The sequence below is a fragment of the Bifidobacterium amazonense genome (assembly GCF_018555435.2).
GTDB lineage: Bacteria > Actinomycetota > Actinomycetes > Actinomycetales > Bifidobacteriaceae > Bifidobacterium > Bifidobacterium amazonense.
Genome location: NZ_JAFEJT020000004.1, coordinates 53,029 through 67,749, shown reverse-complemented (window position 1 = coordinate 67,749; position 14,721 = coordinate 53,029). Strand labels below are relative to the sequence as shown.

Genomic DNA, 14,721 nt, shown 5'->3' with positions numbered 1-14,721 from the left:
GCTATCGGCCATTCAGCCGATACGGACGCTGTTGCGTCGGGCCAATCAGCCGTTGACGCGGTCGATGCCGGACTGCACGTCGGCGATGACCGAATCCCAGGACTTGATGAAGGCGGCGACGCCGTCGGCCTCGAGCTTGTCGGTGACGGCCTTGAAGTCGATGCCCAGCTCGGCGAGCTTGTCCATGACGGCGTGGCTCTCGGCGTAGGTGCCCGGGATGGTCGGGGCGCCGTTGCCGTGGTCGGCGAGGGCGTTCAGGGTCTTCTCCGGCATGGTGTTCACGACGAACGGAGCGACGAGCTCGTCGACGTAGACGCAATCGGAGTAGTTCGGGTTCTTGGTGCCGGTGGAGGCCCACAGCGGACGCTGCTTCTTGGCGCCCTTGGCCTCGAGAGCGGCCCAGCGCGGATCGTTGGCGAACTTGTTCTCGAACAGCTCGTAAGCGATGCGGGCGTTGGCGATGGCGGCCTTGCCTTCGATGGCCTTGGCCTCGTCGGTGCCGATCTCCTCGAGCTGCTTGTCGACCGCAGTGTCCACGCGGGAGACGAAGAAGGAGGCGACGGAGCCGATGTGCTTGAGGTCGTGGCCGTTGGCGTCGGCCTGGGCGATGCCCTCGATGAAGGCGTCGATGACCTGCTCGTAGCGCTCGAGCGAGAAGATCAGGGTGACGTTGACGGAGATGCCCTTGGCCAGGGTGGCGGTGATGGCCGGCAGGCCCTCGAGGGTCGCCGGGATCTTGATCATCGCGTTCGGGCGGTTGACCTTCTCCCACAGCTCAACGGCCTGCTTCTCGGTGTTCTCGGTGTCGTGGGCCAGACGCGGATCCACCTCGATGGAGACGCGGCCGTCGACGAAGTCGGTCTTCTCGGCGATCTCGCGGAAGATGTCGGTGGCGTTGCGCACGTCGGTGGTGGTCAGCTCGCGGATGGCGGTCTCGACGTCGACCTTGCCGAGCTCCTTCAGCTGCTCGTCGTACGGGCCGACCTGGCTCAGGGCCTTCTGGAAGATGGACGGGTTGGTGGTGACGCCGACCACGTTCTTGTTGGCGATGAGGTCCTGCAGGGAGCCGGACTCGATGCGGGAGCGGGACAGGTCGTCCAGCCAGATGGACACGCCGGAATCGGACGTACGCTGAGTTGCTTCAGTCATTGTTGTTTTCTCCTTGATACCTGTTGGATCAAATTTTTCCGATGGGGGAGGGACCCGCCGGATGTGCGGGGCCCTCCCGCTTGCCGAAGGGTCGGCGGATCAGGCGTTGGCCTCGGCGATGGACGCCTCGGCGGCCTCGACCACGTGCTCGGCGGTGATGCCGAGGTCGATCATGTTCTGAGCGCCGTCACCCTGCAGGCCGAACTGCTCGATGGACACCGGCTTGCCGTAGGAGCCGAGGTACTTGTACCACGGCATCGCCACGCCGGCCTCGACGGAGACACGGGCCTTGACGGAGGCCGGAAGCACGGCCTCCTTGTACTCGGCGTCCTGCTCCTCGAACCACTCCATGGACGGGAAGGAGACCACGCGGGCCTTGACGCCCTTGTCGGCCAGGGTCTTGGCGGCGTCGACGGCCCACTGGACCTCGGAGCCGGAGGCCATGATGATGACGTCCGGGGTGCCCTCGGTGTCGACGAGCACGTAGGCGCCCTTGCGCACGCCGTCCTTGGCCTTGGCGGCGGTCTCGGCGAGCGTCGGCACGCCCTGGCGGGTCAGCACCATGGCGCCCGGCAGCGTGTTCTTCTTCTCGAAGAAGTAGCGGTAGGCCTCGGCGGTCTCGTAGGCGTCGGCCGGACGGATGACCTCGAGCTGCGGGATCGCGCGGAAGGAGGCCAGGTGCTCGACCGGCTGGTGGGTCGGGCCGTCCTCGCCGACGGCGACGGAGTCGTGGGACCAGATGTACAGGTTCGGGATCTCCATGAGGGCGGCCAGACGGACGGCGGAGCGCTCGTAGTCGGAGAACATGAAGAAGGTGCCGCCGAACGGACGGGTGTAGGAGCCCAGCAGGATGCCGTTGGTGATGCAGCCCATGGTGAACTCGCGCACGCCGAAGTGCAGCTGACGGCCGAACTCGTTGCACACCGGCCACTGCTTGGTGGCGCACTCCGCCGGGGCGAAGGTGGCGGCACCCTTGAGGTCGGTCTTGTTGGAGCCGCCGAGGTCGGCGGAGCCGCCCCACAGTTCCGGCATGACGGCCGCGATGGCGTTGAGGACGGAGCCGGAGGCGCCACGGGTGGCGACCTTCTTGCCGACCTCGAAGGTGGCCTCGAGATCGTCGAGGGCCTTGTCGAAGCCTTCCGGCAGCTCGCCGGCCTTCAGACGGTCGTACAGGGCCGCCTTGTCCGGGTTGGCCTTGCGCCAGGCGTCGAACTTCTCGTCCCATTCCTTGTGGGCCTCGAGGCCGCGCTCGGCGACCTTGCGGGCGTGGGCGAGGGCCTCCTCGTCGACGTGGAAGGACTCCTCCGGATCGTAGCCGAGGAGCTTCTTGAGGCCGGCGACGGCCTCGGCGCCCAGCTTGGAGCCGTGGGAGGACGGGTCGTTGGTCTTGCCCGGGGTCGGCCATGCGATGAGGGTGTCGACCTTGATGAGCTTCGGCTGGTCCGGAGCGGCGGCCTCGGCCTTGGCGATCACGTCGGCCAGGCCCTCGACGTCCTCCTTGTAGGAGCCGTCGGGCTGGATGAAGCTGAACTCGTCGGTGTACCAGCCGTAGGCCTGGAAGCGCTTGAGCACATCCTCGGCCAGCACCAGGTTGGTGTCGCCTTCGATCTGGATGCGGTTGGCGTCGAAGATCACGGTGACGTTGCCGAGCTTCTGGTTGGCGGCCAGCGAGGCGGCCTCGCCGGAGATGCCTTCCTCAATGTCGCCTTCGCCGCAGATGACCCAGATCTTGTGGTAGAACGGGGAGTCCTCCTTCGGGGTCTCCGGGTCGAGCAGGCCGCGCTGGAAGCGTTCGCCGTAGGCGAAGCCGATGGCGGAGGCGAAGCCCTGGCCCAGCGGGCCGGTGGTCATTTCGATGCCCGGGGTCAGGCCGTACTCCGGGTGGCCCGGGGTGCGGGTGTCGGCGCCGCCGCGGAAGTGCTTGAGGTCGTCCAGGGTCAGGCCGTAGCCGGAGAAGTAGAGCTGGACGTACTGGGTGAGGGAGGCGTGGCCACCGGAAAGGATGAAGCGATCGCGGCCTTCCCACTTGGGGTCGTTCGGATCATGCTTGATGAAATGCTGGTAGAGCGTGTAGGCGATCGGCGCCAGCGAGACCGGGGAGCCGGGGTGGCCGCTTCCCGCGTTCTCGACCGCATCAGCCGAAAGGACCTTGGCCATCTTGATGGCGCGCTCGTCCAGTTCGGTTTCCTTGAATTCGGTCATGTCTGTAGTTTTCCTTCCAATACTTCGGACACCACGCGCACGGCTTATGCCGTGTCATGCATGCCCTCACATTGCCCTTACATAATAACCGTGCGAACCGACTAAGCGGTGTGGTTTTTGGCGTGTTTTGTGAGCTTGTGTGCTGTTAACGTTCACAATAAACATGAATGGTACGTTGTGTGAACGTCGGGACAACGGCGGGATAACGGGGGATGTCGTCGGCGGGGCCGTCGGAAAATACTCCCAGAACGAACGGGTTAGCACTCGACACGCGGGAGTGCTAATACAATATGAACGGAAAGGAACATGCGCGTGCCTCGCACGGACGCATATGCGCATGTCATGTATATAAAAGGAGGCGCGTCATGACGCAATCGCGTCGCATGCTGGTGCTGCGCGCCGTCGTGGAGGACTACATCCGCTCCCAGGAGCCCGTCGGCTCGACGTCGCTGACCAAGGCCCACGATCTAGGCGTCAGCTCAGCCACCGTGCGCAACGATATGGCTGCACTGGAGGACGAGGGCTATCTGATTCAGCCCCATACATCCGCGGGACGCATCCCCACCGAAAAGGGATACCGGTACTTCGTCGACCGTCTGGCGACGGTCATGCCGCTTTCCCCGGCCCAGCGCAACGGCATCGCCACGTTCCTGTCCGGCTCGGTCAGTCTGCAGGACACGCTGCAACGGGCGGCCCGTCTGCTCTCGCAGATCACCGGACAGGTCGCCGTCGTCGCATCGCCGGCGCTGTCCAAGGCCACGCTCCGGCACGTCGAGATCGTGCCGGTCGGCGCGAGCGTGCTGCTCGCCGTCGTGATCACCGACACCGGCCGCGTCGCCCAGCACACGCTCGCCGTGCATCCGATGCCGTCCGCCGACGATCTGTCGCGCTTCTGCGACGTCGTCAACCGGCAGTGCTCGGGACTGTCCTTCACCGCTGCATCGGAACGGCTGCGTTCGCTGTCGGCCGATCCGGCATGGCGTACGTCGTCGTCGGTCAGCGAATCGCTTGCTTCGGCGTTCGCGACGATGGCTGACGACGAACGCGCCGGAGAGATGTACGTCGCCGGCGCGTCCAAGCTGGCGCACCAGCGTACGGCGGCCGACCTGGCGCCGCTGTTCGACGCGCTCGAGGAACAGGTCGTGATCATGCGGCTGATGAGCACGCTGAGCGAGGAGCCCGGACCGGACGGCGTCGGAGTCGCCATCGGCTCGGAAACGCACACCCCCGGACTGATGCACGCCTCCGTGGTGACCAGCGGATACGGTCGGACCGCTGCGGCGGACGCCGAAACCGCCGGCCGGACGGATGCGGTCGATTCGTCCGGATCCGCCGGCGCGGACGTCGACGGCGCGGACGCCGCAGTCCCGTCCGGATTCGCGGACGACGGTCCGCAGACCGCCGGAGAACCGGTCGCCTTCGTCGGTTCGATCGGTCCGACGCACATGGACTACGCCGCGACCATCGCGGCGGTACGGGCCGTGGCCCGCTACCTGACCGCCTCGCTGGTGGCCGACGGCGGCCCGATCGGGGACTGACCCCGGCTTATGGCACAATGACACGCGACAGACAACGATAAAGGACGGACAGTGGCAGACTACTACGAGGTGCTCGGCATCGAGCGCACGGCGAGCGAGGAAGAGATCAAGAAGGCCTATCGCAAGATGAGCCGCAAATACCACCCCGACATCGCCGGACCCGAATTCGAGGACAAGTTCAAGGAAGTCAACAACGCCTACGAGGTGCTCAGCGACCCGGACAAGCGCCGCATGTACGATTCCGGCGTCGACCCGAACAACCCGAACGCCGGTGCGGGCGGCTTCCCCGGCGGCTTCTCCGGCATGGGAGACATGGGCGACATCTTCGGGCAGTTCTTCGGCGGCGCGTTCGGCGGCTCGCAAGGCCCCACGCCGCGCACTCAGCCCGGCCGCGACGCGCTCGCCTCGACCTCCATCGACCTGAAGACCGCCGTGTTCGGTGGCACCGCCCATGTCAAGATCAATACGTTCGGCCTGTGCCAGCAGTGCGGCGGATCCGGCGCGCAGAACGGCTCCCAGCCCGTCACCTGCCCCCAGTGCCATGGACAGGGCTTCGTGCAGAAGGTCGTGCGCACCATGCTCGGACAGATGATGACCTCTGCGCCGTGCGAACGGTGCGAGGGCCATGGCACGGTCATCGAGAACCCGTGCCCGTCCTGCCTCGGCCACGGCCGTGTGCGCACCACCCGTTCCGTGGGCGTGACCATTCCGGCCGGCATCTCCGACAACGCCCGACTGCGTCTGGCCGGCCAGGGCGAGGTCGGCGAGGGCGGCGGTACCGCCGGCGACCTGTACATCGACGTGCGCGTCAAGCCCGACAAGCAGTTCACCCGCGACGGCGACGACCTGCACTGCTGGATCCAGGTGCCGATGAGCTGGGCCGTGCTCGGCCATGACATCGACATCGACACGTTCGACGGCACGAAGACCGTGACCATCCCCGAAGGGTGCCAGCAGGAGGACACCGTCACGCTCAAGGGCCTCGGCGTCGCGCGCATGCGCCAGCAGGGGGAGCGCGGCGACCTCGTCGCCCATATCGCCGTGCGCGTGCCCACCAAGCTGAGCGAGCATGAGCGCAAGCTAATCGAGGAGTTCTCCGACAGCCACGACGGCGACGCCTCCCATGTGGCGCAAGGATCCAAGCCGGCCGCCGCCGGCGCGCGCAAGGGTGGATTCTTCTCGAAGCTCAAGGACGCGCTGAGCTGAACGGGCGCTGGGGAATGGCCGCTTTCCTGACTGCTGTTGCAGTACAAGGAAAGCGGCCATTGTGTTTTCGACGTATCGGACATACGCCGGATCCTGCATAAACGGCGCAGGCCATTCCCGTTGGGTGGAAGCGATCCTGTGACATCTACTGTGGGATCCGCAGTTCTTCCGCGAGCTCCCGGGCCGTCTCCGCGAACTGCCTGACCGCCAGACGCGACAGTTGTGACGATGTGGTCACCAGTGAGACCGTGCGGGACACCGCGGGTTCGACGGGCACCACTCCGATGCCTTCCACGTTCGCCACGGTCGCCAGCCAGGGCAGTACCGCCACGCCGAACTCGTTTGCCACGGATTGCAGTACGGCCGGGTAGGAGCTGATCACGCCGGCGGTGTCCGGTTCGAAGCCGGCGCGTTCGGTCAGCACGCGGATGTGGTTCGACAGATAGGTGCCTTCCGGTTCCTGCAGCCAGATGTCGTCGGCCAGGTCTTCGATGTGCACCGACCGTTCGTCGGCCAGCGGATGGGATTTCGGCAGTACCGCGCACAGGCGGTCGGACAGCAATGGCAGCGACATCCGGCCACGCGCCTCCGGCTCCCCGGTCTTGCCCGTGGCGGGCGCGAACGAGGCGGAGAAGACGACGTCCAGCTGGCCGGCGTCCAGGAGCGGCAGGCTGCGGTCTGGCTCCAGCTCGTTGAGCACGATCCTGAGCCGCGGGAACCGGGTCTTCATGGCCGCGCACGCGGGGGCCGCCAACGGGGCCAGGGCGCTGGTGAATGCTCCCACGCGGATCGCGCCGCGCACTTCCATGCTTTCGCTGCAGGCCATGTCCTCGATCTCGCGCAGGTCGTTGAGCACCGGCCGCGCCCGATCCACCAGCTCGTTGCCGAGCGGGGTGAGGCGTACCTGCCGGCCCACACGCTCGATGAGCGGACGGCCGATCTCCTTCTCCAGCGTGGCGATCTGCTGCGAGACCGTGGATACGCTCAGTCGCGATACGTCGGCCACGGCGCGCATGGTCTTGAGCGCCTGCAATTGCACCAGCAGGTTGAGCCGTTCCGGATTGAGCATGTCGATCGCCTCCCATTCCGCCGTGCGGGCGCCGTCAATCGTGTGACGCCGCTCATGATATCCGACGCGGATATCATCCAACGTATGGGAAAACGAAACATTGTGTTCAGGTCCATGAGATGGACGTAAACGATCCGTTGCGTTTAGCATGCAGGCATGTTCATTGACAACAACAGCTGGTATTCCGATCCCTTCGAACGCCGGGAGGGTTTCTGGAATGATGTGGACCAGCATATGCTTCGTTACGGCGCACCCTACTTCACCCCTGCCATCATCGACCACGCCTCCGGCAGCTACGTGTACACGGAGGACGGGCGGAAGATCCTCGACTTCACCTCAGGCCAGATGAGCGCGACCCTAGGCCACGCCCATCCGGCGATCGTGAAGACCGTGCAGGAGACCTATCCGAGGCTCGACCACCTGTTCAGCGCCATGCTGTCCCGCCCGGTCGTCAACCTCACGCGTCGACTGACCGACGTGGCCGCCGCGGCATCGAACCGGGACGTGGACGGCCCGGTCGAGCCGCTCGACCACGCCGTGCTGCTCACCACCGGATCCGAAGTCAACGACGCGGCCCTGCGTCTCGCCAAGGCGGTCACCGGCAAGTTCGAGGTCGTCTCGTTCAACCGCTCATGGCACGGACTGACCAGCGCCGCCGCCGGCGCCACCTACTCCTCGGCCCGCAAGGTCGGCGTACCCGGCGTACCCGGCCAGATCGCCATTCCGACCCCGTACGAGTACCGTCCCGACTTCACCGACGCCGACGGCAGGCTCGACTGGCGCAAACAGCTCGACTACGGCATGCTGCTCATCTTCGACGAGGCGCAAACCAGCATGGGACGCACCGGCAGTTGGTTCGGCTTCGAACATGACGGCGTCACCCCGGACATCCTCACCGTCTCCAAGACGCTTGGCGCCGGGCTCCCGCTCGCCGCGATGCTCACCACCGCGAGCATCGAGCGCAGGGCGCACGATGCCGGGTTCGTGTTCTACACCTCGCACGTGAGCGACCCGGTGGTGGCCGCCGTCGGGTACACGGTGATGGACGTTCTCGAGAAGGACGACCTGTTCGCCAACGTGGACCGCCGCGGCGCCCAGCTGCGCGAGGGGCTGAAACGGATCATGGACGGCCATGAGATCGTGGGCGACGCGCGCGGACGCGGCCTGCTGCAGGGCATCGAGATCGTGGAGGACAAGGCGTCCAAGACGCGCTCCGAGCACCTGGCCGACCTCATCACCGAGGAGTGCTTCAAGCGTGGCCTGCACATGAACATCGTCTGCCTGCCCGGCATGGGCGGAGTCTTCCGCATCGCCCCGCCTCTGACCGTCTCCCCGGACGAGATCGACCTGGGACTGTCCATTCTCGACGAGTCGATCGGCGTGGTGGAACGCGGCCGCTGACCCCGCGCAACCCACCGAGGGCCCCTCCGCCATGATGACGGCGGAGGGGCCCTCGTCGCGTTCGGGCACGTCGATGCGCGGATAGTGCACCGTTCGACGTTCCCGAACGATCGGCCCGTCCGTCAGCCGGGGCCACAGGGACGAAAACTTCGGGTAATCGTATGGCGAGCCCCTCGAAACCTCCGATTGGGACTGTGTGACCATGCAGCGAAACCATCCAAGGTAAGGAGCAGAAAATGACCGCATACACACGAACCGCGACGACGCCTGCCATGCGGCAGCGCGCCACCCGGCAGGAGGACGACAACGAGGGACTGGAACGCGGCCTGCACGCCCGTCACGTCATGATGCTCGCCGTGGGAGGATCCATCGGAGTCGGATTGTTCATGGGAACCGGCACCGGTATCGCCCTAGCCGGCCCGTCCCTGATCCTCGCCTACGCCTGCGTGGGCCTGATCATCTTCCTGGTCATGCGTTCGCTCGGCGAGCTGCTCATGTACCGTGTGGTGCCCGGCGGATTCGCCGACTACGCGCGCGAATTCCTGGGACCCGCGTTCGGGTTCGTGACCAGCTGGGGATACTGGATCACGTGGTCGCTGATCGGCATGTCCGAACTGACGGTCGTGGCGCAGATCACGCACGGCTGGCTGCCGAACGTGCCGCAGTGGGCGATCGTGGGCGTCTCGCTCGCCGCGCTGGTCCTGCTCAACCTCGCCAAGGTGGGCGTGTTCGGCGAGGCGGAGTTCTGGTTCGCCTCCATCAAGGTCGCCGCGATCATCGTCGTCGTGGCCCTGGGCGTCGTGGTGTGCGTCACGCACGCCGGGGCGGCCGGTGCCGATGCCGGGCTCGCCAACCTGTTCGCCGTGTCGGCGCCATCGGGCGCGTCCGGGTTCTTCCCTTACGGCCTGTGGGGTTTCCTGATGGGACTCAAGGTGGCCGTGTTCTCCTACCAGGGCAGCGAGCTGATCGGCATGTCCGCGGCGGAGGCGGAGGACGCCGAGCATGTGCTGCCCCGTGCCATCAACGCGGTGCCGGCGCGCATCCTGCTGTTCTACGTGTGCTCGCTGGCGGCGATGATGTCCGTCGTGCCGTGGACCGGCTTCTCCGCAGACCGGAGCCCGTTCATCCAGACGCTCGACGCGATCGGCGTGCCGGTCGCCTCCACCGTCATGGGCGCAGTGGTCATCACGTCCGCGCTCTCCTCGTGCAGTTCCGGCGCCCTGTATTCCAACGCCCGCCTACTCATGCGCATGGCCCACAACGGCATCGCCCCGCGCGCGTTCGCCTCGGTCAGTGGTTCTCACGTGCCGGCGAACGGCGTGTTCGCGTCGGCCGCGATGATGGTCCTCGGCGTGGTGCTCAACGCAATCGTGCCCGAGCGCGTGTTCTCCTACCTCATGTCGATCTGCACGATCGCCGCGCTGTGGACGTGGGGTGTGATCATCGTGTGCGGCATGGTCTACCGCCGTCGCGTGGCCTGCGGCGAGGCCAAGGAGTCGTCCTTCCCGATGCCGCACGCCACGGCCGCCTCGGTGCTGTGCCTGGCGTTCTTCGCCATGGTGGTCGTAATCATGGCGTTCGACCCCGACAGCCGTATGGCGCTGGCCGGCATCCCGCTGTGGGGCGTGGTGCTCATGGCCGGCTACCGGATCCACCTCGCCCGGGGTGCGAAGAGGGGAGCGGACATGATGGAGACGAGCGACAACGTCGCCGCCGAGATCGAGTGACCGTTCGACGATGCCGAACGGTCACTTTGATAATGCGTGATGGACGTAAATGACGCCGCTTTATACGATCGGTGGCATCGGAAGACCAAAGGAGGAAATCATGACGATCGCAAGGATCGAACCGCGCATCGGTGCGGACGCGAAGGCCACGTACGGCCGTGGCCTGACCCGCAAGACGTTCGCCGTGCCGGCCGGGCGCCGGGCCGGCCGTGCCGCCGTGAGTCCGCTGGCCGGATTGCGCGGCGACGTGGCGGCGGTCAGAGCGTACGATCCGTCGCTGTCGTCCGACTGGCAGGTGCTGCTCACGTCAACCGGCATGCACGCGGTGTGGCTGTACCGTCTCTCGCACCGCCTGTGGACAGGCGGCCACCGTCTGGCCGCGCAGGTCGTCCGGGCGTTCAGCCACACCATGACCGGCGTGGAGATCCATCCGGCCGCAACGATCGGCGAACGGCTGATCATCGACCACGGCACCGGCGTGGTGATCGGCGAGACCGCGATCATCGGCGACGACGTGATCCTGCACCACCAGGTCACGCTCGGCGGCCGCGTCAACACGCCCGGCAAGCGCCATCCCACCATCGGCGACCGCGTCTACATCGGCGCCGGCGCCATGGTGCTGGGCGACATCACCGTCGGCTCCGACAGCAAGATCGGCGCGATGGCATTGGTCCTGCACGACGTGCCGCCACGCTCCGTCGCCGTGGGCAGCCCGGCGACGGTCAGACCGATCAGGTGAGAGGCGTGAACCGGGCAGCCGGGAACTGCAGCCGGAAACGGTTATCGCCGATTCGTCGCCTTCCTGCAGGCAAGGGCGATACGAAACCGAGCCCGGTCGACGAACCGATCATCCCGGTTTTCGCAGGTGACGCATCGCATGCGCATCCGAAACATGTCGGAGAACACCCGTCCTGTAGTGAGAGAGGATTCCTCGCGATGCATTCGCGAGACGTTCTTCGTGACGGTGGTTCGCTACACTGCTCTACATGGGTAAAAGCAAGCTGTTGAAGGCGACCGAGCGCATGGTGGTCGCCGATTTCAAGACTGTGGCGCAGGCCAAGGCGTTCGACGCGTTGAACGGCACCCGTCGCAAGGACGGTGCCTTGTTCGCCGTGCCTGATCTGAAGAAGGCGTCCGGTTCGACGACGGGCGGCAAGGTGAAGGGCGGCGGCGGATCGACGTTGGGCAAGATCCTTACGGCGGTGCAGATCGCACAGACCGGCATCCAGGTCGCGCAGGCGGTCGCCGAATCGCCGCAGGCGCAGCGTCTGGCCGCGAAGGGCGTCGACAAGGCGAAGGATCTGTGGGCTCGTCATGCCGCTAAGCGGGCCGATGACGGCACGGATTCCGATGACGCCCTGCAGACCGAGGAGGGCGCGCCGTCGATTGGCGGCATGATGCGATCTGACGCCGCCGCGCAGGACGTCGATGTGCGGGCCGAGCAGGCCGAGGCAGAAGAGCCCATGACCGCGCGTCAGTTCGCCGATCTTCAGCGTGAACGCGATTGGGCCGACCGGGTTGCGTCCAAGGCGCGTGAGCATCTTGACCGGTTGAACCGTCGTCTCAACAACGCGTCGATCATTCCCGACGACGGCTCCGAGGATGCCGTGCCGACGGTCGAAGCGGTTGCGGTGCACGAGCTGCCCCGTGAACGGGAGAAGCCCGACGTCGATCTGAACGTGATCGTCGATTCGATCGAGGAGGACGTTCGCTGAAGGGCATGGGCGCGGTGACGGTCAGCGCTTGGCCGGTGGTCTCGAACTGCCCGTGCGGCATCAGGATGCCGCTGACCGACAGATACGAGGTCTTGGAGTACTGACTCCGCCTGCAGCGTATCGTGACGCGGTAGATTGGGAGCCATGAGCAAACGCAAGCATGTCCTCCCCGTCGTCATCGCCGTGCTGGCCGTCCTGCTGCTGGCAGCGGGAACGTACGGGATGCTGCTGTGGCGGTCGGCGCAGCATGTGATCGACGAATCCCGGCAGGCCGGCGAGTATGCGAGCCTGGCCCAGACGGCGATCAAGCGGGGCGATGTCAAGCAGGCGCTCGCCCAGCTGGACAAGGCGGGCGACCATATCGTCGCGGCGCGCGACGAAACGCGCAGCCCGTTGTGGTCCATCGCCGAACGCGCACCGTATTACGGTTCGGATGTCGCGGCGGTGCGCGGCATGCTGGACGCGGCCGCCGATGCGGCGACCAACGCGCTGCCCAGCATCGACGATGCGGCACAGGGCACGCTGGTCGACTTCAACCTGTCCGAACTGCTGTCCGGCGCCAGTCTCTCGGACGGCACGATGTCGATCCCCAAAATCACCTCGGTCAAACAGGATCTCGCCGACGCCGGCGCCGTACTGGACCGCGTCCAATCGTCGATCCACGCACTGCCGCAACCGCACACGACACAGGTCGCCGACATGGTCGAACAAGGCAAACGCATCATCGACCAGGTCAACGAATCATTCGACACGATCAGCTCCATCATCGAGAAGATCCCCGGATAGCGGCGGCTGAAGCTCCGATGCCGATCTGACCGGCCGGAACGGCGTCTACAGCAGCGAGCGGCACATGGAGCGGTATTCGCTCACATAGCCGCCGCCGAAGAACACGCAATGCCCGGCGATCGGGTAGAGCTGCCATAGCGTCGTGCGCTCCTGCCAGCCGGCCTTGAGCGGATGCACCGACTGATAGCCGTCCAGGATCTCGGTCAGATAGCTCATGCCGAACAGGTGCAGCATCGCCAGATCCTCCTCGCGATGGCCGCCGTGCGCCGCAGGGTCGATGAGGACCGCCTCGCACTGGCCCGAATCCGCGGTCCACATCACGTTGCCGCTCCACAGATCGCCATGCACGCGGGCCGGCTTGTCCGCCGCGGCCCGGCCCAGCAGATCGGGCAGGGCGTCGACCACGCGCTGCGTCAGCTCAAGATCGGCCTTCGTCAGCTCGCCGCGGGCGATGCCCAGCTCGACCATCGGCAGCAGGCGTCCCTCGGCGTAATAGGTCGCCGGATCGTCCCATTCACCGGTGGCCATCGGCACCGGATCCTGCAGCGGACCGAAATAGCAGGTGCCATCGTATCCGGCCGGGGCCGAACCGAAATGGGGCGCGCCCGCATCGTGCATGTGCGCAAGAGCCGCGCCGAACTCGTGCGCCGCCTTCGGGGTGGGGGAGCAGGCGTCCACCCGTTCGATGTCCAGATGGTCCTTGCCCCATCCATAGACGTCCACCACGCGCGGGCCTCCCTGCGCATGCGCCTCGCCGAGCCATTCGAGGCCGCGGCCCTCGCATTCGAAGAAGCCCTCCGGCGCCCACATGCGCGACTTGCGGTACGTTGCCATGTTCCCTCCATTCCCTCCTTGCGGAGCGCGGACGATATCACCCCCGATTGTGGGCATTTGACAAGACAATACGCCGCTTCAGCCCATTCTTAGAGACCGGTGAGTAACGTTGGTCGATGCAAGCGAAACCATGACCGAGAACAAGAGGGGATCATGAATTTCTTTCAGGCGATCATACTGGGCCTCGTGCAGGCGCTGACCGAATACCTGCCGGTGTCGTCCAGCGCGCACATCCGCATCATCGGCGACCTGATGATCGGCTCCGATCCGGGCGCCGCATTCACCGCCATCATCCAGATCGGCACCGAACTGGCCGTGCTGCTGTACTTCCGCCACGACATCATCCGCATCCTGTCCCACTGGTTCGGCTGCCTGTTCGGCCACAACGGCAAGGACTGGAGGCACCGCATGGGCCAGGGCGACAAGGACGCCCTGCTCGGCTGGTACATCATCGTCGGCACGCTGCCGATCGTCATCGCCGGTCTCGCCTTCAAGCATGCGATCGAATCGACGCTGCGCAACCTGTGGATCACCGTCGCCGTGCTGTTCATCTTCGGCGTGCTGCTGTGGATCGTCGACGACCGCGCCCGCCAGATCAAGCGCATCGAGGACATGACCGCCAAGGAGGCGCTCATCTTCGGCATCGGCCAGATGCTCGCCCTCATCCCGGGCGTGTCCCGCTCCGGCGGCACCATCACCTTCGGCCGCGCCATGGGCTACACCCGCGAAGCCGCCGTACGCGTCGCCTTCCTCATGGCCATTCCGGCGGTCTTCGGCGCGGGCCTGCTCGAAGCCGTCTCCGCCGTCAAGGACTACGCCGCGGGCGACCTCGCCGGCACTCCGTTCCCCGGCTGGGGGCCCACGATCGCGGCGACCATCGTCTCCTTCGTCGTCGGATACATCGTGATCATCGGCTTCCTCAAGTTCGTCTCCACGTTCTCCTACAAGGCGTTCGCGATCTACCGCATCGCGCTCGCCGTGATCGTGGCCATCCTGCTGCTGACCGGCGTGCTCCAGCCGCTGGAGGCGACCACCGCGGCGCTCGCCGTCGCGGCATGATGCGCGGCACGGTCATGGGCCACGCCGCAGGGGTG

General features: G+C 66.2%; 12 protein-coding genes. 8 read left to right on the top strand and 4 right to left on the bottom strand.

Translation table 11 applies throughout. From position 1 onward, the window contains the following. Positions 1 to 45: 45 nt before the first annotated feature. Both tal and tkt read right to left on the bottom strand, forming a co-directional pair. Positions 46 to 1,149: a transaldolase gene (tal, locus tag JS533_RS01950; protein WP_241512878.1), complete on the bottom strand. Its 1,104-nt coding sequence runs from the start codon at positions 1,147 to 1,149 to the stop codon at positions 46 to 48. 99 nt (positions 1,150 to 1,248) lie between these two features. Then, positions 1,249 to 3,351, bottom strand: coding sequence for a transketolase (tkt, locus tag JS533_RS01945; RefSeq protein ID WP_241512877.1), 2,103 nt, complete (start codon positions 3,349 to 3,351; stop codon positions 1,249 to 1,251). 365 nt (positions 3,352 to 3,716) lie between these two features. On the opposite strand from tkt, the gene hrcA reads away from it, so the two are divergent. Both hrcA and dnaJ read left to right on the top strand, forming a co-directional pair. Next, positions 3,717 to 4,889 carry a heat-inducible transcriptional repressor HrcA gene (gene hrcA / locus JS533_RS01940; RefSeq protein ID WP_241512876.1) on the top strand — a complete coding sequence of 391 codons (1,173 nt, stop codon included), beginning with the start codon at positions 3,717 to 3,719 and terminating at the stop codon, positions 4,887 to 4,889. Positions 4,890 to 4,940: 51 nt separating this feature from the next. Further along, on the top strand, positions 4,941 to 6,095 hold the full coding sequence (gene dnaJ, locus JS533_RS01935; protein ID WP_241512875.1) for a molecular chaperone DnaJ: 1,155 nt from the start codon (positions 4,941 to 4,943) through the stop codon (positions 6,093 to 6,095). A 145-nt stretch (positions 6,096 to 6,240) separates the two neighbouring features. On the opposite strand, the gene JS533_RS01930 is transcribed toward dnaJ, so the two are convergent. Then, on the bottom strand, positions 6,241 to 7,164 hold the full coding sequence (locus JS533_RS01930; RefSeq protein ID WP_241512874.1) for a LysR family transcriptional regulator: 924 nt from the start codon (positions 7,162 to 7,164) through the stop codon (positions 6,241 to 6,243). Between the two features lie 156 nt (positions 7,165 to 7,320). Here JS533_RS01930 and JS533_RS01925 point away from each other — a divergent pair, with 156 nt between their 5' ends. The 5 genes from JS533_RS01925 to JS533_RS01905 all read left to right on the top strand — a co-directional run bounded on the left by JS533_RS01925 (position 7,321) and on the right by JS533_RS01905 (position 12,793). Then, positions 7,321 to 8,565, top strand: coding sequence for an aspartate aminotransferase family protein (locus JS533_RS01925; protein ID WP_241512873.1), 1,245 nt, complete (start codon positions 7,321 to 7,323; stop codon positions 8,563 to 8,565). A 236-nt stretch (positions 8,566 to 8,801) separates the two neighbouring features. Beyond that, positions 8,802 to 10,292 (top strand): amino acid permease, encoded by a 1,491-nt coding sequence (locus JS533_RS01920; protein WP_241512872.1) that lies wholly within the window; start codon positions 8,802 to 8,804, stop codon positions 10,290 to 10,292. A 100-nt stretch (positions 10,293 to 10,392) separates the two neighbouring features. Beyond that, positions 10,393 to 11,031 carry a serine O-acetyltransferase EpsC gene (epsC, locus tag JS533_RS01915; protein WP_241512871.1) on the top strand — a complete coding sequence of 213 codons (639 nt, stop codon included), beginning with the start codon at positions 10,393 to 10,395 and terminating at the stop codon, positions 11,029 to 11,031. Between the two features lie 247 nt (positions 11,032 to 11,278). Beyond that, the gene (locus JS533_RS01910; RefSeq protein ID WP_241512870.1) at positions 11,279 to 12,007 is read left to right on the top strand and encodes a hypothetical protein; all 729 of its coding nucleotides are present in this window, start codon (positions 11,279 to 11,281) and stop codon (positions 12,005 to 12,007) included. 144 nt (positions 12,008 to 12,151) lie between these two features. Then, positions 12,152 to 12,793 (top strand): moaA protein, encoded by a 642-nt coding sequence (locus JS533_RS01905; RefSeq protein WP_241512869.1) that lies wholly within the window; start codon positions 12,152 to 12,154, stop codon positions 12,791 to 12,793. 45 nt (positions 12,794 to 12,838) lie between these two features. Here the strand turns inward: JS533_RS01905 and JS533_RS01900 are convergent, their stop codons facing one another. Continuing rightward, entirely contained in the window at positions 12,839 to 13,627 is a 789-nt protein-coding gene (locus tag JS533_RS01900; protein WP_241512868.1) for a fructosamine kinase family protein, read from the bottom strand. A gap of 153 nt (positions 13,628 to 13,780) precedes the next feature. Here JS533_RS01900 and uppP point away from each other — a divergent pair, with 153 nt between their 5' ends. Then, positions 13,781 to 14,686, top strand: a complete 906-nt coding sequence (gene uppP, locus JS533_RS01895; protein WP_241512867.1) for an undecaprenyl-diphosphatase UppP — start codon at positions 13,781 to 13,783, stop codon at positions 14,684 to 14,686. Positions 14,687 to 14,721 lie beyond the last annotated feature (35 nt).